This is a genomic window from Vibrio sp. ZF 223, assembly GCF_003050585.1.
Lineage (GTDB): Bacteria > Pseudomonadota > Gammaproteobacteria > Enterobacterales > Vibrionaceae > Vibrio > Vibrio crassostreae.
In genome coordinates this window covers 900,740-923,476 of the sequence record NZ_PIGB01000001.1, presented here as the reverse complement: position 1 = coordinate 923,476, position 22,737 = coordinate 900,740, and the positions used below count along the sequence as shown (strand labels likewise).

The 22,737-nt window shown below is 45.6% G+C and carries 18 protein-coding genes; 16 read left to right on the top strand and 2 right to left on the bottom strand.

The window, feature by feature from the left end; genetic code table 11:
• Positions 1 to 54: 54 nt before the first annotated feature.
• Positions 55 to 897 (top strand): helix-turn-helix domain-containing protein, encoded by an 843-nt coding sequence (locus CWO13_RS03885; RefSeq protein ID WP_102433261.1) that lies wholly within the window; start codon positions 55 to 57, stop codon positions 895 to 897.
• 100 nt (positions 898 to 997) lie between these two features.
• Entirely contained in the window at positions 998 to 2,344 is a 1,347-nt protein-coding gene (locus CWO13_RS03880; protein ID WP_108082558.1) for an MATE family efflux transporter, read from the top strand.
• Positions 2,345 to 2,425: 81 nt separating this feature from the next.
• Here the strand turns inward: CWO13_RS03880 and CWO13_RS03875 are convergent, their stop codons facing one another.
• On the bottom strand, positions 2,426 to 3,607 hold the full coding sequence (locus CWO13_RS03875; RefSeq protein ID WP_102433263.1) for an MFS transporter: 1,182 nt from the start codon (positions 3,605 to 3,607) through the stop codon (positions 2,426 to 2,428).
• Between the two features lie 327 nt (positions 3,608 to 3,934).
• On the opposite strand from CWO13_RS03875, the gene CWO13_RS03870 reads away from it, so the two are divergent.
• Entirely contained in the window at positions 3,935 to 5,149 is a 1,215-nt protein-coding gene (locus CWO13_RS03870) for a multidrug effflux MFS transporter (RefSeq protein WP_102433264.1), read from the top strand.
• A 55-nt stretch (positions 5,150 to 5,204) separates the two neighbouring features.
• On the opposite strand, the gene CWO13_RS03865 is transcribed toward CWO13_RS03870, so the two are convergent.
• Positions 5,205 to 7,226, bottom strand: a complete 2,022-nt coding sequence (locus CWO13_RS03865; protein ID WP_108082557.1) for a hypothetical protein — start codon at positions 7,224 to 7,226, stop codon at positions 5,205 to 5,207.
• A 265-nt stretch (positions 7,227 to 7,491) separates the two neighbouring features.
• Here CWO13_RS03865 and CWO13_RS03860 point away from each other — a divergent pair, with 265 nt between their 5' ends.
• The 13 genes from CWO13_RS03860 (at position 7,492) to CWO13_RS03800 (ending at position 22,696) form a co-directional block, all read left to right on the top strand.
• Positions 7,492 to 12,324 (top strand): DUF1566 domain-containing protein, encoded by a 4,833-nt coding sequence (locus CWO13_RS03860; protein WP_108082617.1) that lies wholly within the window; start codon positions 7,492 to 7,494, stop codon positions 12,322 to 12,324.
• Between the two features lie 69 nt (positions 12,325 to 12,393).
• Positions 12,394 to 12,576 (top strand): Flp family type IVb pilin, encoded by a 183-nt coding sequence (locus CWO13_RS03855; protein WP_102433266.1) that lies wholly within the window; start codon positions 12,394 to 12,396, stop codon positions 12,574 to 12,576.
• 30 nt (positions 12,577 to 12,606) lie between these two features.
• A complete protein-coding gene (gene cpaB, locus CWO13_RS03850; RefSeq protein WP_102433267.1) occupies positions 12,607 to 13,488 on the top strand; it encodes a Flp pilus assembly protein CpaB in 882 nt (293 codons plus the stop codon).
• Entirely contained in the window at positions 13,481 to 14,875 is a 1,395-nt protein-coding gene (locus tag CWO13_RS03845; RefSeq protein ID WP_102433268.1) for a type II and III secretion system protein family protein, read from the top strand. Before cpaB ends, CWO13_RS03845 begins: the two co-directional genes overlap by 8 nt.
• 7 nt (positions 14,876 to 14,882) lie before the next feature.
• Positions 14,883 to 15,506 (top strand): CpaD family pilus assembly lipoprotein, encoded by a 624-nt coding sequence (locus tag CWO13_RS03840; protein WP_102433269.1) that lies wholly within the window; start codon positions 14,883 to 14,885, stop codon positions 15,504 to 15,506.
• Positions 15,503 to 16,663, top strand: coding sequence for a P-loop NTPase (locus tag CWO13_RS03835; RefSeq protein WP_102433270.1), 1,161 nt, complete (start codon positions 15,503 to 15,505; stop codon positions 16,661 to 16,663). Before CWO13_RS03840 ends, CWO13_RS03835 begins: the two co-directional genes overlap by 4 nt.
• Positions 16,663 to 18,009, top strand: coding sequence for a CpaF family protein (locus CWO13_RS03830; RefSeq protein ID WP_102433271.1), 1,347 nt, complete (start codon positions 16,663 to 16,665; stop codon positions 18,007 to 18,009). Before CWO13_RS03835 ends, CWO13_RS03830 begins: the two co-directional genes overlap by 1 nt.
• A complete protein-coding gene (locus CWO13_RS03825) occupies positions 18,006 to 18,920 on the top strand; it encodes a type II secretion system F family protein (protein WP_102433272.1) in 915 nt (304 codons plus the stop codon). Before CWO13_RS03830 ends, CWO13_RS03825 begins: the two co-directional genes overlap by 4 nt.
• On the top strand, positions 18,917 to 19,768 hold the full coding sequence (locus tag CWO13_RS03820; RefSeq protein ID WP_102433273.1) for a type II secretion system F family protein: 852 nt from the start codon (positions 18,917 to 18,919) through the stop codon (positions 19,766 to 19,768). Before CWO13_RS03825 ends, CWO13_RS03820 begins: the two co-directional genes overlap by 4 nt.
• Positions 19,765 to 20,505, top strand: coding sequence for a tetratricopeptide repeat protein (locus CWO13_RS03815; RefSeq protein ID WP_102433274.1), 741 nt, complete (start codon positions 19,765 to 19,767; stop codon positions 20,503 to 20,505). The genes CWO13_RS03820 and CWO13_RS03815 overlap by 4 nt, the downstream gene beginning before the upstream one ends.
• Complete coding sequence (locus CWO13_RS03810; protein WP_102433275.1) at positions 20,505 to 20,948, top strand: TadE/TadG family type IV pilus assembly protein; 444 nt, start codon at positions 20,505 to 20,507, stop codon at positions 20,946 to 20,948. Before CWO13_RS03815 ends, CWO13_RS03810 begins: the two co-directional genes overlap by 1 nt.
• Positions 20,938 to 21,498 carry a tight adherence pilus pseudopilin TadF gene (gene tadF, locus CWO13_RS03805; protein ID WP_102433276.1) on the top strand — a complete coding sequence of 187 codons (561 nt, stop codon included), beginning with the start codon at positions 20,938 to 20,940 and terminating at the stop codon, positions 21,496 to 21,498. The genes CWO13_RS03810 and tadF overlap by 11 nt, the downstream gene beginning before the upstream one ends.
• Positions 21,491 to 22,696: a vWA domain-containing protein gene (locus CWO13_RS03800; RefSeq protein WP_102433277.1), complete on the top strand. Its 1,206-nt coding sequence runs from the start codon at positions 21,491 to 21,493 to the stop codon at positions 22,694 to 22,696. Before tadF ends, CWO13_RS03800 begins: the two co-directional genes overlap by 8 nt.
• Positions 22,697 to 22,737: the final 41 nt, after the last annotated feature.

Sequence of the window (22,737 nt, the reverse complement as noted above, 5' to 3'; positions counted from 1 at the left end):
CATTATTGCCAGCTCTGGTTAATACCCTTAGTTATCTCTCCACAAAGGAATGTCATGAGTAATCCCATCAAACACATGCGTCTTGTCAAAGGTCAACCTTGTAGGGTTGAGGAACTGACGAATAACGATGATGCGTTCTTAGAACCGCACAGACATGAATACTGGGAGTTAGTATGGTGCGTGGATAATCATGGCAGTCAGAGCATTGATTTCGTTGACTACGACAATAAGATCGGCCGTATTTTCACCATTGCACCGGGCCAAGTACACCGCTCGGAGCTAGTCGGAGAAAGTGCTCGTTTACTGGTATTTACTCCTGGCTTTGTTAAAACCAATCACCGCAACACTCAGCTGGTCGATACTGTTTTTGCCATGCACCAAAGCCGCCCTCCCTATTTGGATTGCAGTGAAGAAGGCAACCGCTACTTGTTGCCTATTTTCGACATGCTGAAAGAAGAGTGCGCACGAGAAGAGAGTGACTGGGACCTAGTAGAATCACTCATGAATAGCTTTTTGCGCTACATCCTGCGCTTTGCTAGCCAATCCTCATTGAAAGGTGAAGTACGCGATAGCCGAGTGAACAAGGTGGTTGATTTGATTGAACAGCACTACATCACCCATAAACATTGTGATTTTTATGCGCAAGCGCTGTCGATAACCAACAAACGTATTAACGAAATTGTCAAAGCTGATAAAGGTAAAACCGTCACTCAATTGATCCACGACCGAATCATTTTAGAAGCGAATCGAGAACTGCTCTTCTCAACCAAGACCATCAAGACCATCGCTTTTGAACTAGGCTTCGAAGATCCGGCCTATTTCAGCCGTTTTTATCGCGGACAGATGAAAGAGTCACCGGCACAGTTTCGAAGCCGATGTGCAGATAGTGCAATATAATACGCAGATAATCCCTTTTTTAGCCTCCATTAAGTTCCGATAATGCTCCCTCTTTATTTCATCCATTTTGGTACATCCAAATTGTTGGGAGCTTATTCGAATGGCCATCAACCTAAAAACCGATCCAATATCTAAGTCTTTTTATCAATACCTATGGCCAGCGCTAACCGGCATGGTGATCAAATCTCTTTTCATAATGGGAGACGCTTGGTTCGTTGGGCATGGTGTCGGTCCTGATGGCTTGGGCGCTATCGCTCTCACCATCCCTGCTTTCTCAATATTCACTGCAATTGCCATGATGGTTGGTATTGGTGGTGCGGCGCTGATGTCTATTGAAGTGGGCAAAGGCAACGTAACCTCTGGGCAAACTCTGTTTAATCAATCGATGTTGATCACCGCTCTATTTAGCACGGTGACCGTCAGCATTGCCTTGTATTGGCTCGATGAGATTATTGCGCTGATGGGGGCTTCTGGATACATGGCTGAGCTGACTCACGACTACCTATCGGTAATGCTGCAGTTCTTCGTGCTCTACTCGTTAGCTTGGGTTATGTCATGCTTTGTGCGTAACGATACCAACCCAAAACTGGCGACTTACGCCATGTCGATTGGTGCTGTGGTCAACCTCGTATTGGATTACTTCTTTGTCCTAAAATGGGGCTGGGGCATGAAAGGGGCCGCCTACGGCACAGCCATCGCACAGGGTGTCATCGCGTGTATTTTATTGAGTCACTTTGTACGCAAACAAGGCACCTTAACGCTGAGTTTAAAAGGTATTGGTTTTAATAAACTACCAAGCATCCTGAAGATTGGCACTCCAACTTTCTTCATTGAAGTCACAGCCGCTATGACGATCTTGCTCTTCAACTACGTGTTGCTGCATCAGTTTGGTGAGAATCATATTATCGCCTATGGCTTAACGGCCAACATCGGGGTCTTTGCTCTATTTGTGATGGTCGGTATCGCTCAAGCTTGTCAGCCTATCATTAGCTTCAACCATGGTGCGAACCAGCCAAATCGCATCGAAGAAATCTTCCGCTTAGGATTAAAAAGTGCGGTCGGCAGTGGCCTAGTATTTATGGGGATTGTGTATCTGTTCGCACCTCAAATCGCAACGCTTTATCTGGGAGCTTCAAGTGATTTGATTGGGCTATCCGCGACCGCACTCACTTTCTTTTTCTTTGGTGTGCCGCTAATGGGAATCAACTTAGTGATTGCCAACCTGTTTCAAGCGACTGCCAAACCAAAACAGGCAACACTAATATCTCTTGCTCGCGGTTTTGTGTTCGTGGCTTTGGGTATCATCATTCTGCCAAAGCTGTTCCCAGAACAAGGGATTTGGGCAAGTATTCTATTCGCGGAAACTCTAACGGCAATCGTCAGCTTTAGCATGTTACGCAGTTATAAGAAGCGCTTTGCTGACTCTTTAGAGCAACAAATCGTTTAGACGAGCGAACAGCAGAAACTAAAAAAGCTCCAATATCGCTATTGGAGCTTTTTATTTATCTCGCGTTAGGTGACCATGACATTAGCGCCAGCTAAACATTCGTACTTCGTTGCCCTCTTCTGGCTTCTTCGGAATATTCAAAGACAGCGCCAAAGAAACGGCCGCCATTGCTGCACCAATGTAGAACACAGTCGCAGGCGAAGAGAGCCAAATCACACCGAATACAACAGGAATAACAACCGCCGCAATATGGTTGATAGTGAAAGACACGCCCGCGGTGGAAGCCATATCAGCAGGGTCGGCAATCTTCTGGAAGTAGGTTTTGATTGCTAGAGCTAGAGCAAAGAATAGATGATCGACCACATACAATGCTGCCGCCCATTCTGCACTTTGCACCAAGCCGTAACCGACAAACACACCAATCAAACCCACATACTCGAAGATAAGCGCTTTACGCTCACCCACTACACCAATGAACTTACCGATACGCTTAGCAAACAAGAAGTTAAACAGATAGTTAATTAAGAACAGTAGCGTTATGTCAGCGGCTGAGTAACCGAACTTCTCAACCATCAAAAAGCCTGCGAATACCGTGAATATCTGTCTTCTGGCACCACTCATAAAGGTCAACGCGTAGTAAAGCCAATAACGCTTTCTCAGCACCAACTTCTTATTTTGCTGGGTCTTCGTTTGAAATTCAGGGAAGCCAAAAGTCATCACAAGCACCAGAATAAAACCTAGGCCGCCAGTAATGCCATATACCCAGGCAAAGTCGAGCTTTAACTGCTCCAACATCACCCAAATAGAACCGTATGTTAGCAAAGATGCTAAGGCACCCACCGAGATCATTTTCCCTAGCATCTCTGGCGCTTCTTCTTTGCTTAGCCATTGCAGTGACAAAGATTGCTTCAGCGTTTCAAAATAGTGGAAACCCGTCGACATCAAAATGGTGGTAAGCAAAAGGCCTGTCAGCGAAGGGAATAAACCAGTAATCGCCGTGCCCACGGTCAGCATCGCTAGCGATATCAACATGAAGCGTTGCTCACGTATGAAGGCTAAAACAAACACCACAGTAAACGCTAAGAAGCCGGGTATCTCACGAACACTTTGCAGCAAGCCTATATCAGCACCGTCAAAGTTCGCTTTCTCAATCACGAAGTTATTAAGCAGAGCCATCCAGCTCGAAAACGCGATAGGTACAACAATCGAAATCAGTAATAAAAAGTTTTGCGGCGTTTTCCAGCTCGCCTTCGATGCACTCATAGCAGACAAATCCTAAATAGTAATCCAGTATCATACTCCGGTTTTATGCCGAGTAACAAATCATTAACACTTCTGAAGAGGTTAAAAGGACATGACTTTCATCGTTTGCATAGGGGAGCGTGAAAACAGCAATCGACACCTTGAAATGATGAAACATTATGTTACATTTACAACCTACTTGATCACAACCAAGTGACGGGAATGACAACCCTGCGTAACACTCCTCTCTACCACGCGCATCCCAATATCAAAATTTCATTCTAAGCCTACCTGCACTTGCAGCGTCTGCGCTTCTGACTTTTATAATAATAACTCATTGGATTAACTATGTTTCCCATCTCTCATGAGGGGAAGTGGTTTCGATTTTTAATGGTATTCATATTCCTTGGTGCTGCCATGGAGACGGATATCTATCTACCCACATTTCCCGATATATTGAACGACTTCAACACTGACGCGGTTATGGTGCAGCGCATTCTGAGCTATAACTTTATCGGCATCTGTATTGGTTCCTTACTCTATGGACCACTATCGGATCATTTTGGTCGCCGAAAGATACTAATGTTTGGTTTTAGTGTCTTTCTTGCTGCAAGTATAGGCTGCATTTTTGCTTCAAGTATCGAGCAATTATTAGCGTTTCGACTGCTCCAAGGCTTCGGCAGTTCAGCGTGTGTAATCGTTGGTACCGCAATGATCTTTGATCTGTTCGATGAAGAACCCGCCGCCAAACTGATTGCCGATCTCAATACTTTAGTGGTCAGCTTGATGGCTTTTGCACCTCTTATTGGCGGCTGTATAAGCCTCCATATGGGTTATAAAGCAAACTTTGTCTTTATCGCCATTTTAGTACTGCTTTCTGCGACCAAATGTTTCTTCTTCTTGCCTGAATCTTTGAGTAAAGATAAACGGAAGAAGGTCGCGCCTAAGCGAATAGCAAGCGACTATAAAACCGTATTGTCTTCGTCAGCCTTTTGGTACAACACGCTAGTGACGAGCTTAATTCTTGCCGCCTACATGATTTATGTTTCCAACATGTCGTTATTGTATATAGAGCAATTAGAAGTCAGCCCTGATCAGTTCCCGTTTTTCCAAATGGCAACACTGGGCACATTCGTCTTGGTGAGTTTGAACAACGCACGCTTAATCGACAGGTTTGGCATTGATAAATTAAAAAGTACTGGGCTTGGCTTAATATTTACCACCACGCTCATCTTTTTCTTATTGCCGTCTGAACAACTTAACTCACCATTCATCCTAACAGGGACGATGTGCTTATTTTCAATAGGTGCAGGGTTATCGATTGGATTGTTCTTTGCTAAATCGATGCAAGTTTTTCCAGATCTAACAGGAATCGCAGCATCACTGGTGACGGCTATTCGCCTATTTATCGTTTCTGCAGCGATTGATTTAGGCAGTAATGCGTACGAAGGGACATCGGAGTCAGTCATACATGTGATGACCGCCGTCGTTATCTTTTTAGCGGCTATCTCCTCGCTCAATTACTGGCGTCAAAGCCGATTGAAACAGGCTGAGAATATGTAGCAAGTACCTGAGTAAAGAAGGGAGTTAGCCTCCCTTCTTTATTGATTGAATGCCTTTAAAGGGCTTTATAAAAGGTTAACCACTCACCTCGTTCTAAGCCGCTAACGTTCACTCCTGTGATGCCACTCGAGGTTGTTGCGTTAGAAGGAGAGAATGAAAGGTTAACATTTTTGAATTTATCAGAAATGCTACTTTCCGTTCCTGTTTGAGAAAGAATGTAGCCCAAGTTAGTAGAGTTCCAGCTTGAGTTTCCACTGTCTTCCCATTTTTTAAGGAGTTCTTTTGTTACCAGTTGGCTGCCAACTTTAAGAGCCGGACCACTAATATTTCGGAATTGATAGTAATCCACCCCTGAAGAAGTCAGCGCAATCACTTTTTCAGCCAATACATACAAAGAGTTGATTGCCGAACTGCTCAACACCTCTTTCACTATCAAGGTTCTATTCGTGTTATCAACGATATAGAGAATGTTCGCTGTAGCAACCGCACTTATTTTGCCATCCTTCGATGTTGCTATCTTACTGATGGTGGAATCGACATCCAACTCCCCGAGTACCGTTTGCTGAATCGAGTTTGAAACCCATTCAAGCTTGTTACTGTCTAGCCCCAACAAAATTTGCTGGTTCGCTACAATATTGGCTGTTTTCAGGTTCAACTTATCAATAGTCATCTTGGTGGATAAGTTAGTTGTGTTAATAACCTCAGCCGCTAAATTGGCGCTCGAAAAATAATTCTTATAAACAATCAAAGCTTCACTTTGGTCGTAAGATGGCATGATCTGAGGCGAAGAGGACTTGAGTGCGTGGCGCCAATTATTCATCGCTAACTTGTCAGCACTTAGTAATCTAACCTCTTGCTGCGAGTAAATCGAACTACCAGTATTTTTAACTGCCAATAACGAGCCGCTTTGCAGCAGTGGAATCACTTTTGTAAAGTTATCGTTGATACATGATTGACTAGAATCAGGAGTTTCAGCAGGTTTAGGTTTCGGCGTAGGAATTGGCGGCAGCGTTCCTCCGCTTCGGCTACTGTAGCTATCAATCTTAAACGCCTTTGCACCACTATTATTATTGGTACTCGTTAGACTCGATAAGAAGATGCCGTTGGCACCTTTACTATTACAAATATCACTCTCCGTCGGTGAGGCGTAAGACGTAGGCTTATAAACTTTATAGGCTTGGCTACCATTCAATGTAGGTACTAACTGAATGATTTCATTAGACTCTACCGGTATCTCTACACCACCAGTTCCGCCTCCATGGTGGTCATCATCGTCGTCATCGTCATCGTCATCGTCATCGTCATCGTCATCATGATCGTCGTAATCGTCGTCATGAGAACGAATACTAATCAAGCCAGAATTAGCTTGGGACGCCAAACCATTATCAAGAGTCACTGGCTTATTACGTGAAGAGCTATCGATTTGCATCACGACATCATTCGCCGTTAGAAACACTACCTGACTGCTCGCTGGATTCAGAGCGATAGATTTGGCACCAGACAATTCTGGCACCGATTGAGAACCGCGAACAACCAGAGCATCCTCTATTTGCAAGTGCCTCGAAGCAGTCCCCGCGACATCGACGCCTGAAAGGTCCAACGTTTTATGCTCGATCATGAGGTCGAGAGCATGGGCAATATTTGTGTATGCAGCTTGCTTTCCGTCAGTTTGTGCCTTTTTCAGCGATTTTAGCAACACATTAGACTTATCTTTAGGTCCATATGTTGTGTCTAGTGAGGCAAAATTCACACCGACATGATCACCTAATTTACTTTGAAGCGATGCTTTAGCCTGTTCTATATCGTTGCTAATCGTTGGATTAAACATCATCTCGCTATGAATCAAAGTAGTGAAAGGCGTCACCAGCTCCATACCAGGAGAAGCGGTTAAAATTGCACCATCATATTGCCTCTGTTGTGCATACCCGGAAACGTCTGTAATGAGTTTTTCTTGCTCACTGCATACACCATTCAGATCTGCATCAGCACATACTAATGAACTTTGAAAAGCATGGCCTGAAGTGGTCGCTCCAACTGGATTCTCTCCATCAGAACTCCCCCCACACCCTGCGACCATTAGGGCACTAGATATAGCTAGTGACAATTTGCATACTAAAAATTTATTGCGCATTTTTTCGACCGATTCACCTAGTTTATTGTTGTATGAGTAGTATTTTATTTTGCTATTAAATCACTTAACCAAATAAAAGATCAAATGATATTGATAACTACTATCATTTAAATTAATATTCTCAGCCTTTCTAGCGGGTAATTTATAAATCTTTGGAGTTCAAGTGGTAAGGAATCCATACAAATTGGCGGGTGTTTCACTCGTTTCTACAATGCTTGTTGCTTGTGGTGGTGCAGACTCAGCTCCCAAGCTTAGCCAGTCACAAACTCAGCCAAAATCCTCGAATATTTCAGGTATAGCGTTAGATGGTTATTTGCACAAAGCCAAGGTCTGTTTAGACAAAAATGGCAATGCGATGTGTGATTCTGCCGATGGAGACATTGCGACAACGGACGCCAAAGGACAATTCCAACTTGATGTCGACGATGATGTGGCTCAATACAAAGTGTTGGTTGAAGCCGTAGCAGGCATAACCGTAGATATGGATACCCCCAACCAAGCAATTGAGTCTGGGTTTACCTTAGAAGTACCAAGTAACAACTCGGACGTCGTAAGCCCAGTTACCTCACTGATTGCCAGTGTGTCAAAGTCCAGCGGTATCAGTTTCGATGATGCAACTGAGCTTGTTGCTAACGACCTAGGGATCGACAAAAGCCTAGCATTGGGTGATTACTCTGCTTCAAATTCGGTAAAAGGCCGTGAAGTGCACATGTTTGCGCGCGGTGTGACTCGCGTACTGCAAGAAGCCCAAAAAGCTTCAGTAGACGCAGGTGTCGACCAAGTTAACGCCCGTAAAGGTGCAATATACAAGCTCGCTGATCTTGATTTGGTCGAGTTCAAAGCCAAAACGGATCGACTTTCACACGGTGCGTCTGGGACAGACAGTGCTCTGCAGCAACTCGGCAAGGAGTACCGAGAGCAGCTCAAAGTCTCGCAAGAAGATATCGACGGTAGTGAAATCGTGGTTAAGCCACCAGCGCCAAAACACGGTAAAGTCAATGATGCATCAGATACTTTCAACTGGCAGTTTGTGCGTGGATTCAACCAAAACACAGATTACGAATATTCCTTAGATTCCGGTAGCACCTGGTCGACTGTCATTCGCAAACCGATTGTGGTTGGAAAACAGGCATTCGATAAAGGCTCTATTCAGGTTCGAGTCGCAGCCTCTAGTGCACGGAATACTCCAGCAGGTAAACCGCTTCTTTCAAGCAAAGCATTTACGCTAACGACAGTTCCGGCAGCACCCGCTTGGGTCACAGTGGACAACGCGAGCAATGAATTTGATTGGGCGCTGGTCGATTCTTTTAATGAATTATCTCTCTACGAGTACTCTCTAGATAACGGTGCTAACTGGGTAAAAGCAACTGAAAAACCTCAACGCATTCAAGACTTAGACATTCCAGTTGGACATCTAAAAGTACGTGTCGCGAAGGATGACTCCCTAGGTCATCCGACCGGCTTAAGTGCTATTTCAGACAAACCAATGACAGTAACCCCAGCGCAACCAGTCAAACCTGCGCTGGACTTTGCAAACGACAGCACCAATCAGATCAACTGGCTTTGGGTCTCTGGATATGATGCGCCATCTTTCTACGAGATTAATCTAGGTAACGGTTGGAATACTGTCACTGAACTTCCATATGTGGTTGGCAACGTTTCACTTGCCGCTAACAGCATCTCTATCCGTGTAAAATCAAATTTGAAAGATGCTCGCCCTGCAGGCAATTCACTAGTGATTGGTACGGCTTTCACTCGCTCAGAAAACCAGCCTGTTGCGCCAACCCTGCCGATTATTGATGATGCTGAAAACACGTTTGCGTGGACAGAAGTTACAAAGTTTGCAGGCAATGACTTCTACGAATACTCACTAGACAGAGGTCTTACATTTAGCCCGGTAACTAGCAACCCACAAGCAGTCCCAGATGAGACGTTTGCTAAGGGGCAAGTCTGTGTGAGAGTGAAAGCAGGAACAGATCCTCAACATGATCCTGGTGAAACGCTGTGCTCAGATAAGCCATATTCGGTAACACCTGACAAGCCATCGGCACCAACATCTCCAATCACTCACGATGGGTTAGACACATTTGATTGGACATTCGTAACAGGCTTCTCAGAAGCTGCGAATTACGAGATCAATGTACTCAACACTGGTTGGGCAACAGTTACTCAGAAACCTTATCAGTTAAGCGATCAAGCTTACGCTATTAACTCAATTCAAGTGCGAGTCAAACGAGATCCAATTACCGGTCGTCCTAGTGGATCAGAGCTGACAAATGATGCTGCGTTTACCGTTCGTCCATCAGCACCCAATGTTCCAACGGGCCTAGTGGTTAACGATACGGACAACACGCTAGATTGGACATACTTTGGCGAATTCACACAACCAGAGCATTTCGAAGTCACGCTCGACTCAGGTTCTACTTGGACTAAAGTCACCGCAAAACCGGTTGTGATCGGTAATATCGACAAGAATATCGGTGAGGTTCAAATACGCGTCGCTCAAAACCCGACGAATGGCATGCCTCATGGCGTAGCAGCATTACCCACACAAGCCTTCACCAAAGTGTTTGAGATTCCAGCACCAACCTCGCCTGAGATTACCAACACTTTCACTGGCTCAAACCCAATCAAGACCAATGGTTTTGAGTGGGACTACTTAACGGCCAACGTTGATGGTCAATCTGTTCGCTTTGATGAAGCCGAATACTATGAGTTCACCAACGACAAAGGCTTGACTTGGCACCCTGCTGTTTCAAACCCGCAGTTCATTGGTCCTGAAGCGTATGACAAGGCTAGTGTTGGCATCCGACTAAAAGCACATGCGAAAGAAGGTGTAGAAAATTCAACCAGCGACACGCTTTGGGCAACAGCAGCAAGCAGCCGCTTTGTCGGCCTAAAATTCGTACCAATGAAAACTCGTTCTCAAGCTGCTGACTTTGGTTATGGTGGCTCATGGAATACGTACTCGCTCAATTGTATTGCTGAATACGATGATAAAGGGCAAGGGGAACCGACGTTTTGGGCGGAACGATTCTCTGCAGACATCAATACTGTATTCGATAAAGTCGCACAACTGGATGATTGTGGTATTGCGGGTTGGACACTTCCAGACACCAGTGAAGTAATCACGTTGTCGCAGAGAGATCCTGCAACACTGCCATCAAATCTAAGAAGTGGTTACTTGGTATCAAATCAGTCAGTGAATGTATTAGCGGATAAAAATGGCGTCGCTGTCACTATCAGCAAAGGCCAAGAATCTGTTGAGCAATATTATTCAAAATACGCATACGCTAAATGGCAATTGCCATCAGGTACAGAGTTACTCACTGGTGTAGATAGCGCGACGACTGAAATAACCGCCTTTCTGAGTACACAAGATACGAAAATTAACGCTACGGAGCTTTATCTAGAAACCTGGTTAACCGCCAACCAGTCTAAGAGCAAAGGTTATGCTGCATTAGAAACGGAAGCTCAAGCTAAAATAGTAGAACTGCAGGCTTTAACCCAACCATGGTCAGATGATCTTAAGAATACGAAGCTAAAGCTGAAAGCTCTTGAATTTCAGGCCTCTGTTGCTCAAAGCCGAACTGATGCTGAGAGCCTTGAATTCATTAACAAAGTCAAAGCGTATAAGGAACAAGTCGCTAAATTAGAGCAAAACACCGTTGCACTGAGCGCATTAGTCTCTGGTTCTGAATTTGCTCAAAAATTGACGTTCATGCAGCAAAAATCCGTAACTCTATCCAGCTCAACCAACGCACTAAGCTCTGCATCACTGGCTAAGGATATTCACCAGGCAAGTTTAGACCTGTACAAGGCTATCTCAGATCTAGAGCATCAATATAGCATGGTTAATTCGTTCGTAAGCGAGCTGAATACATCAACACAAACGCTAGGCTCAGAGTTTGCCACCCTAACTACATTGTTCCAGAAGTTTGTCAGTGAGATGAATACGACGGCCAAAACCCACAACTTAGTACAATCAAAAGTGCTAGCAAAAGATGGACTGAAACTGGCGAAAGACAATGGCTTTAGCGTTTCTCAAGCTGACGCAATGGTAAGCAGCCGCTTCGCTAAATTGGACGAGTTAGGCAACTACCTACCAAAAAGCACCACCTACCAACAAGGCTGGCGTTGTGTTGAAGACACTAACATCACAGGCAAACGCCGAGTTTGGACACTGCTCAAAGACGGTCGACCAAATGGTGCTGACGATCTTGCTTATGACGCTTCGGCATCTGGTGTAGCGAGTGTATTAGGCAGTAACGGCCTGCTGGAAAGCACTAATAATGCGAACTTATGTGGCTTCAATGATTGGCAAGTACCAGCGCTGTCTCAGCTACTTTCACTACAAACTAAAGCAATCTCTAGCTCAAACTCGACCATAACAATCGATACCGATGCATTCCCTCATCACCGAGGGCTGGATCCTGAGTATGACAAATCTAGCTATTACGGTGGCGTGATTTTTTACTACTGGTCGAATCAAGCAAAGGACACCAAACAATACATCACAAACTACAGCTCTGAACGCAGCTACCAAGATGTCCGTCGTTCGGAAGTCGGTGGTACTGAAGATGCCGTCATCTTAGGGCGTCTGGTTAGAGAGAAGGTAAACACATACCAGTACCTAGATATGCAAGGGAACGTCGTTGTCGATCGCCAAAATGCAATTTGCGCGCAAGACGCTGACAGTAAGCGCGTTTGGCAACTGTTTACCAACGGAGACAACAGTCGTTTCAAGAAGTACGTAGAGGTAACACCTTTAATTTCAACACGAAATACACAAAAGGTGTGTGGTAAAGCAAACTGGCGCTACCCATCAAAAGCAGAACTGTACGGGCTGCTACCTATCAATTCCGATGTCTTTAAATTTAATAACGTGACGAGTGGTGGCTACTCGAACCGTGGTTCTTATATCACCAGTGATGCCGCTCCTTATGGTCGTGTCGTCGGGTTGAATATGACAACCATGGATGAAAGAGACGTGGGTACTGAAAGTTACGACGGCCGCTACCTATACCGACTCGTTGCCAAATAGGCACTCCAAATCTCTTATTAATTACTACAACAGCCTCTGCTGAGGCTGTTTTCATCTAGGAAACAAGAAATGTTGAACAAGAAAAAGCAACGCGGTGCAGCCGCAATCGAATACGCCATTCTCGCAGCAGCAATGGCAGTCGTACTACTCAATTTTGTTGGCGGTGAGAACGGTGAGCTAACAAAAGCAATCAGTGACGCCTACGGTACTGTAGTCCACAAACTAAAAGACGCACAACAAGCCTCAGAGTAAGCCCGTTTATTGCAAATTAAAGGAATAGTTATGACTGCCAAGCGACTCATGTTGCTGTCGTTATTTTGCTCGGTGCTCGGAATATCCGTTTTACTGTTGAGCCAAACCAATAGCGAGTCTGCGACCACCTCTTCTAAACAAGCCGTTAAGCAAACGGTCAAAGTGCTGGTTCCAACTCGCACGATAGAGATAGGTCAAGCCTATACACCAAACTCGTTCCGATGGAAAGAAGTTCCACAGCAAGAGTTGGAGAACTACATCGACCATGTGACACCGGAAGATATTTCTGCTGATCACTCTATGTCGGGGCTTGCACGTACCAAGCTCGTCAAAGACTCGATATTGTCGAAAGCGGATATTACCGAGCCAGAAGGCGGCTACTCGCTTTCATTAAAGCTACAACCAGGTTATCGCGCTATCTCAGTGCCTGTTGATCAGGTGACATCAAATTCGGGCTTTATTGAGCCGGGCGACCGCGTAGATATTCTCCTGCTCGGTTCACAAGATGGTGAGCTGCTTCGTTATGGCAATTCATCGCAGGGTTTGTATGTCACAACGATTGCTCATGATGTGAGAGTCTTGGCATTTAATGACAAACAAACGGCTGAGTCTTATCAAAAGGCCCGCGAATCTAATCATTATGAAAACGGTATCCCTGACGACAGCAGTGTCTCTTTAGAGGTAACCCCCGAGCAAGCAAACCAAGTTGTTTTGGCTAAACAATTAGGCAAGTTAACGCTCGTCTTACGCGGGCAAAACGAAGACCCAAATCAAACTCAGAATGCCAATTCAGCGACGCTGAAAGCCATCTCGCCAGACACTACTCAGGTATTGCCTGACGTCGGTTTGGTGGAGTTTAGAGCCGACAACAAAACGATCAACAATAAAACCGGAGCTGATAACAATGGCTAGTACCTGTCGTTGGTGGGGGATTCTCCTACTATCAAGCCTGTGCCTCTCTTTTACATCAACAGCATCTGCACTTGATGTGACAATCAATGAGGCAAAAATGATTCGCTTACCAGAAAAAGCGAAGTCAATTTTCATATCTAGCACCCATATTGCTGATTACCAAACCTTAACCAACACCAAGGTGATGGTATTTGGTAAGCGAGCTGGCAGTGCCACTATCACCGTTTTGAACGAGCAAGAACGCGTCATCTATACCAATAAGATTCGCGTGACTCACAACAGTCGCGAATTCAATGAATTGGTCAAAAACAAGTTCCCAGAAGCGTCCGTAAACGCGGAATCTCTGGGTGGAAAGTTATGGCTAAAAGGGCAAGTGCCTTCACCTATGATGGCGCATAATATCGTGTCCTTAGCGAAAGGCTACCTGTCTCCTATTATTGACCAAACCCAGCAACAAGAAAGCTCAAACACTCAAAACAATGCAGGTACTAGCAATACGACGACTAAAGATCAGCCAATGCAATCCAATGAAGATGAGCTGATTAATCAATTGGTTGTCACTATGCCAAACCAGGTCAACATTCGAGTGAAAATCGCTGAAGTCTCGAGAAATGTTTCTAACAAATTGGGGATCAAGTGGGGCTCTATCGCAGGTGGTGTTGGACAGTTTTCATTCTCTAAACTGCCGAATGTCAGCAGCTGGGGTAAACCAAGCATTACCGCACTGATTGATGCATTAGCGACAAATGGCATGATGTCTGTACTGGCTGAGCCTAACTTGACGGCGATGTCCGGCGAAGACGCTGAGTTTCTGGTGGGTGGTCAAGTCCCATTACCATTGATTACGGCTGATACCACTCAAATCGAGTACAAAGACTTCGGGGTAAAACTGAACTTTACACCAACGGTGCTCAGCCAAAATCGTATCAGTTTAAAGGTGAACCCAGAGGTCAGTAACGTCTCCATCGAAAACCAACAAGTGGTAAACGGGACTAACTTCCCCTCTTTTACTACCCGTAGTGCCGCTACCACCATCGAATTAGCCAGTGGACAGAGCTTTGCCTTGGGCGGCTTATTGAAGTCAGAAGACATTGAACAACTGCAAAAAGTGCCGCTTATCGGTGAAGTACCTGTACTAGGAAGCCTGTTCCGTTCAACTGAATTCACTCGCCGAGAAACAGAGTTGATCATCATTGTCACGGCTTACCTAGTACAGCCAACTCGTTCAGATTCGATGCAGCTACCAACCGACGGTCTCATTCCACTAAGCGATGTAGAACGTCTTCTGGCATGGCCAAGAATTCAACGAAAAAGAACACACGACCAAGACACATACACCGACAACCACAAGCCTCGCTTGCTGGGTGACAACGGGTTCTATTACTGAGGACATCATGAATAAATTATCCTTATTGCTCCCTGCCCTATTTGTGTTTGCGGGATGCGCACCTACGCCAACCACTCAGCAACCATCAGTCGATGTGATTTCTGTGACTAACAAGTTCTCTCTGACACTTGCAGGAAAAACGCTGTCGGCTCAGGAAAAAGCGGATATTTCTGACTTTATCTCTCGTCGAGGCAGCGCGAGTAGCTTGATGGTCAAAATCGAAAAAACGACTCAGAAAGGTGAACGTCAACTAGAGAAAGTAAGGCTTCATCTTATCGAATCAGGCCTCTATCCATCACAAATTTGGGTATCAGACGAATCAACAGAAGGTAAAGGCGACATCACTATTTTAGTCGAGTCTTACCGAGCTAAAGTCACAGCCTGTGACGCGGGTAAAACGCCAAGAACCACGCTCAACGCATACCGCACTCAGCGCAATTTTGGGTGTGCAAATGCCAACGCGCTTGCACAAATGGTAGCCAACCCTAAAGACCTGATCGTCGGTCAGCCGATTAATGGTGCTCAAGGGCAGAAAGCTGTCTCTAGTATCGATAACTACTTTGCTCCACCAGCCCAAAACCAACAGACAAATAATGGTTCTTCGACGACCACGCAAGGAGGTGCGCTATGAATCAAGTACACCAGTTAACGGTACTGATCGCAGCGTCTGAGCAACTCGATACCCTAGCGCTTACGCACACACTGAATGACTTTGGTATCCACAACATCACAGTCTCTTCAAATCAAGAAGACGACGTAGTGCGACACGTGCTGAAGCATGGTATTAAGACAGTATTTCTCGATGTGTTGAATTGTGAGCTGGCTGAGTCGAAACAAGCAGTACAGCGCTTAATTAAGCGTACAGGTTGTCAAGTTATCGCTATTGGCCACTCAGATGAAATTTTCATCTACCGTGGCATGCTGGCATCAGGCGCGAGTGATTACCTAGTGCCTCCTGTGACTCCACAAGATCTGGAACACGTTTCTTTCGCGGCTTTACAAAACAACAGCGAAAAACGAAATGAAAAAGTCATCTCGGTTGTCAGTGCGAAAGGCGGTTCAGGCAGCAGTACCATTACTGCAACTCTTGCTCAACAACTCGCAGAGCTCGATAAGAAAGTGGCTTGTCTAGACCTAGACTTTTCAATGGGCGATTTGGATCTGCTACTCAATGTTGAAGGGAACTCAGCATTGATCGAGCTTTTACAATACCCAGAGAGACTAGACCCGTTAGTATTCGAACGTAGTGGGATCAGCGTATCTGTAAAGCACACTCTCTTTACTGGCTATCTACCTTTAGATGCCACACCATTCTGGCCACAAAAGAGTGCATTGGACCAATTTACTAAGTTTTGCCTACAAAACTCAGACTACCTATTAGTGGATATCCCAACTTACTCTTTGCGTGATCAAGTTGGCTTTGACGCACTGAAAAGTGCCGATATCCGAGTGATTGTCGTTGAGCCTACACTCGGCTCTATCCGCAATGCCGGCCAGATCATCAAACGACTTCAGAATCAAACCAACTCCCAAACGCTTGTTGTGCTCAATCACACCAAGTCTGATTCAGGCTCAATGATTTCAGTTAACGATGTGAAAAAGTCGTTAGGTGTACCGGTAGACGTTCTCATTCCATTCTCCCCGAACCACTTTTTAAGCAAGTCATCACTTGGTCAACCTGCCCACAAAGGCAACAGAAAAGTGAAAGTGGCGTTCAACGCTTTAGTTGAATTAATCACAGGTGAATCGCAGCAAAGCAGCCGCCGTTTTTGGAAGCGAGGTGCATAATGTTTGGTCAAAAAGCAAACACGGTTGATCCTATTGAAGTCAGCCAAGCTCGATTACGTGAAACGTTAACATCCGCTCCCTCGCTACGTGATCATTATCATGTGATTCATGAAGAGATCATCAAGGCAATCGATCCATCGGCTGTTGTGAGTTTAAGTGCGTCCGATCTTGAAGCTAGAATTTCAGAGATGGTATCGGAAATTGTAATCTCTAAACAGTTACCACTCGGTCATCAGGATGTGACTCATTCTGTAGAGCAGCTCCTACATGAATTTTTAGGTTTGGGGCCACTCCAACCTCTTATTGAAGACCAAACAGTCACTGACATCATGGTCAATGGTTACCGTGAAATTTATGTCGAGCGTTCAGGAAAACTGCAAAAAACCACGGTCCAATTTCGTAATGAAGAGCAGCTTCTCAACTTAGCGCGACGTATCGTGAGCAAAGTAGGTCGACGAATCGATGAATCGAATCCATTAGTTGATGCAAGGCTAGACGACGGCAGCCGTGTCAATGTCATGATCCCACCGCTCGCACTTGATGGAACCTACATCTCTATCCGTAAGTTCAATGAAAAGAAGCTGACACTGAGCCAATTGGCACAGTTTGGTGCGATGTCGAATTCGATGATTAAGCTTATTGATATTATCGTTCGCTCTCGTCTCAACGTTCTTGTTGCGGGTGGTACCGGTGCAGGTAAAACCACCCTGCTTAATGCAATGTCTTTCAGCATCTCACCTCAAGAGCGCATCATCACCATTGAAGACACAGCAGAACTGCGCCTGCAACAACCCCATGTGGTACGTGCAGAAACTCGCCCAGCCAATGCAGAAGGTTTAACGCCGATTACTCAAAGAGAGTTAGTGAGAAATTCGCTACGTATGCGACCAGATCGCATCATTTTAGGCGAAGTTCGTGGCGATGAAGCCTTTGAAATGATGCAAGCGATGAACACAGGCCACGATGGTTCGCTGTGTACACTTCACGCCAACTCTGCAACGGACGCACTGGTGCGAATGGAGAACATGCTAATGATGAGCCAGGCGACACTGCCTCTATTTTCACTGCGTCGCCAAATCGCAAACACCATTGATGTGGTTATCCAAGTAGAACGAATGCGCGATGGTAAGCGACGCATTGTTTCAATAACCGAAGTGCAAGGGTTAGAGGGCGAGCAATACGTCACTCAGGAACTGTTCGCCTTTAAAACGTTATCGGAAGACCAGCAAGGCAACCTAATTGGTGAATATAAGAGTGCCAAGTGCGTACCAAGCTTCAACGAAAAAGCGAAATATCACCAGTTAGACGCTCAACTAAGGGTGGCAATGGAGCTTGAAGCCGGATGATTTTTGTTCTTACTATTTCTGCGCTGCTGGCTACGGTTTGGCTAATAAAGCTCAACTCAAAACAAGCCATTGTTAATAAGCGACTGTCCTTGGTATCTGGTTCATACAAAGCAAGCCCTGCAGACGTTTCTATCAAAAAGTCGAGCCACCAGCGCACCAACAAACTGCATGCGTTTTTCCTGCGAATAAATGCTTTGCTACCTGCTTGGGATAAGTATTTTATCGCCTCAATGGTTGTTGGTTTGCCAGTTGCTGGTTACCTGTTAGTGCCAGAGCTTCCAGTACACCTTCGATTACTTGCAGCGGTTGGGCTGTGGCTCATATGTACCTGCGCCATTGTGTTTTATCGCAGAAAGAGACAAGTAGAAGAGTTTGAAAAAGACATCATCAACGTCCTTGGATTAATTTCTAGAGCGGTATCAGCAGGGTTATCCATCCCACAAGCGATTGATCAAGTGGCACAAACGCAACCTGGTTTGCTAGGACGAGAGTTCTCTTACCTTCGCGATAATCTCGCGCTTGGCCTTAGTCTTCGTCAGAGTCTCGATGATACGTGCATTCGTCTTCCTTACAGCAGCTTTCGTTATTTCTCTGTTGCACTGATCCTTAACCAGTCGAATGGTGGTCAACTGCGCGACATTCTTCATAGCTTAAGCCGAACCATGCATGACAACCGAGCGATGAGAAAGAAGGTGAAGAGCCTAACCTCAGAGCCTCGCATCACAGCGTTATTTCTCTCTGTCTTACCCATTGGGTTGCTAGGTGGCATCTATTTAATTGAGCCCTACATGATTAAGCAGCTGTTTAACACTGAACTAGGTCAACGAGTGCTGACCTATGCATTGATTAGCATCAGCATCGGCACCTTAATTTTGAATGCTCTGACTCGTAATAAGAGGTTCTCATCATGATGTATTTTGCCATGCTGCTGTTGGGATTAGCTGTTCTTCTCACGCTGATCGCACATCTATCTTCGTTCAAACGAGACGTTGTGGCTGAGCGACTGAATCGCGTATCAAGCTATTCCTCAAAGTACAAAAACACGTCGAGTAAGTGGCACTTCCAAGGTGAGAAGTCTCGACGTCAAAAGCTCGTTCTGATTGGCTGGCTGAACCCTAATGCAGAGATCTACTTTTTAGGACTTAGGTTGCTCACCATGGCCGCAGGTACTGTTACTTGGTATGCCACTCGCATCCAAGTGCTAACGATGAATTCGGCGGCAGAGTGTATCGCTATCGGCATCGTGGTCGGCATCCTATTCGATCGTATTCTTGAATGGCGTGTGAACCAAGTTCGAATGCAGATCAGCCGAGTAATACCCGATGCCGTCGACCTAATGGTGGTGTGTGTTGCATCTGGCTTAACACTCGAAGCGGTATTTCGCTGTGTCGGTGAAGAGATGCGTTCTATCTCTCCAGCATTGTCACGCGAATGGCTGCTCACAGCAACTGAGATATCGGTTCTTGATTCACCACAAACGGCACTCAACAACTTAGACAAACGCGTACAACTGTCTGACATCAACAACGTTGTCACTACCATGAACCAAGCGCTGCAATACGGTACGCCTATCGCTGACGCCCTCAAACTGATCGCTTCGGATAGCCGTCAATACCACTTCTTAGAACTGGAAGAATGGGTGGGGAAAATACCAGCCAAAATGTCATTCCCTTTGGTGGTTTTCATCATGCTACCTGTGGTGGGCATCATCGTTGTGCCAATCATGTTGTCTCTTACACAAACTCTGGGGGGCTTATGAGAACCATCCCGTTATTCTTTTTGTCGCTGATATTGTTCGGCTGTCAATCCACTAACCACGTTGAAAAAGATACCGCCGAAAACATGAAAGTGGCAGAAGTTGCGTTAATGAACGGTAAGCCAGAGAGCGCCATGGATCTCTACCGAAAAATGTTGGTATCGAAACCCAATGACCCGCAGTTACTGCTGTTGATGGGCTCTGCAGCCAATCAAGCCAGTCGTTATGACGAAGCACTGCATTACTTAAAGCGTGGTATCGAGCTTAATCAATCCAGTGCGATTTACCGTGAGCTAGGTCGTTCATGGTTAGCTTTAGGAGAGCTTGAACAAGCGACTTCAGCTCTTGAAGAGTCTGTTCAACTGGAGGCGTCCGATGACGTTGCTCAAAATAGCTTAGGAGTCAGTTACTCGCTCAATAAACAGTATTCCAAGGCAAGAGAGTGTTACTCAAATGCCCTTAGCTTAATGCCTTCAAGCAACGAATACCGAAACAACCTCGCTATGGCTTGGATACTCGATGGTAAACCAGATCAAGGGATTCGTATTCTGCACCCGATCTTTGTCAGAGGTGAAGCTAGCGTAAAACTCCAGCTTAACCTTGCGTTGGCTTACGCGCTTTCTGGCGACAGCGAGTCTGCAAAAGCGATCGCTCGTGAACACTTATCGCAACCGGAATACGCTAACAATAGCTTGTATTATCAAGCCCTAGCCGCTCACGCTGATCGAGGAGAACAATAATGCTCTCTCGTCAGAAAGGTGCGAATAGCGTTGAGTTTCTAATGATCACCCTACCGTTTCTATTGCTGATAATAGGGGTCTTTGAGATCTGCCGCCTGCTGCTAGTCAGCATCATCTTCGATGTCGCCGTTCATGCAGGAGCTCGAGAAGTCAAAATTCGACCAGTTGGTCCCATAGCAAACCAAGTTTTCATCGACACTATCGACAAGTTCCCACTGCTCGATCGCAGCAAGATCAAGTTGTCTCAACCTTTATACGTTGAAAACCTACCGGACTTAGTTAACAGGAAAGCGGCACCGATAAGCAAAGCAGTATTGGGGGAGTACACGGTGTCCTACGCATTCTCATTCGCTCTGCTGCCGAGCCTTTCGACCCAGTTTTTAGAACGTAGCGGGAAAATGACAACCTTGGAAAAAAAGGTATTGGTGAGCTATGACGGTTAATAAAACACACCCGAGAAAACAAGCGGGATCAGCTGCTGTTGAGTTTCCATTTGTCGTACTCGCGATGATGATCATTCTGTGGGGGTTCGTTGCTATCTACCGCTTATTCAGTATGCAGACTCAGTTAGACAATGTTACCTACAACCTAGTGAATGCGATTTCTTCAACTCAACTCAAACCTGAGCAAGGTAAGAATGGTTTACCCGAGACTCTTAAAGGTCCATTACTCGTGCTCGCTGAACGTTATCTGCCGAGTAGCATTGCTCGTGGCGATATTGGGCTTTTACTTGAAAGTCGTGTCTTTGATACTGCCGCTTCGACGTGGGAATACGAATATCTTTATGCGGGAAGCAACTGCCAAAGTGATCCACCTATTGAGGACCTTACGGACATGCTTGTTGTAGGCAACGGTGATCCTGCATTGAATGGAAAACCATCAACTTTGATTCAGCTGACCTTATGCGTAAAGACACCATTTGACTACGAACGGCTCGATCTTCCAAAAAGCCTAAAGAGCTCATCTGTAGTGATAGGTAAGCACTATGGTTAAGTCAATGTTTAGCAGCCTAGCCCGTCAGCAAAAAGGTTCGATCACCCTTTCTTTCTTGGCACTGCTGCTCCCTGCACTATTTATCGCCGTCGGCACTTTGATGATATCGGCGCAAGTGATGGTTTCTAATCGAGCCGCGCAAGCCGCTGATTCTGCCGCACTGGCTTGTGCTTTTGCTGATGAGGCGACTCCGAGAATGATGCGAGTATACCAAGATTACTATCACCCAACACTGAAAGGTGTGAGTGGATTAACGCCAGAAAACCAAGGCTGCCGAATTAGCCTAGGTTACTCCGTTACACCGCTACTACCGCATTTCAGCTATGAACGCTACGACCAAAATGTGACTGCAACAGGTGGTGGCTTTAAGGGGGGGGTTGAAAGCAAACACTCTGCGATTCCAACAGAGTTGGTATTGGTACTCGACGTATCTGGCTCCATGAGCTCAAACATACAGTCACTAAAATCTATTTTGTCGAATGCCTTGAATACAATTCAATCTCAGAGCAATAACGCTAACGATTTAGATTCAGTAAGCATTTCGATCGTTCCTTTTGACTCTGGGGTGGCAACACATCGCCCGCCCTGGTTATCCAAAGAAGCGGCCGGAATCTACTGTATCGATGGACTTAGCTATCGTAATGGCGATTTCTCTGCGGCGCTGACCGTAGATAACCTCGCGTCGCTGCATTCAGAGCGACCGGTGGAGTTTACACCGCCAAGTAAGTGGTTAAGCGACTGCAATCAAGACTCACCAATGTTGCCCTTGACCAACGTCTTTTCCCGCGTCCAAAACTCGATAAACAGCCTAAAAGCAAATGGCGGTACTCGCTCTTATCAAGGTTTGGTATGGGGAGTGAGGCAGCTTATCCCAAGTTGGCAACAAGCATGGGGAATAAACGTAAGCACGGTACCCGAAACCAGAAGAAAACTGGTGTTATTCACCGATGGCGCTGACGAAGGAGACGCGTTCAATCAACTGGTGAACGCTGGGTTCTGCACTACGGCTATCAAGCAATACGGCATTGAAATGAATTTCATCGGCTATGGCGTCAGCCCATCTCGAATTACTCAATTCGAGAACTGTGCAGGAAATCCTTTACGCGTATTCAGTGCCACCAATACGACACAACTTAACGAGTACTTCTCCGACATTTTGGCGGTTGAATACTCGGCAAGCATCCGACTCACTCGCTAATTCAAACAAAGCGCTTGATTCAAAAGCATCGAATTTAAAAC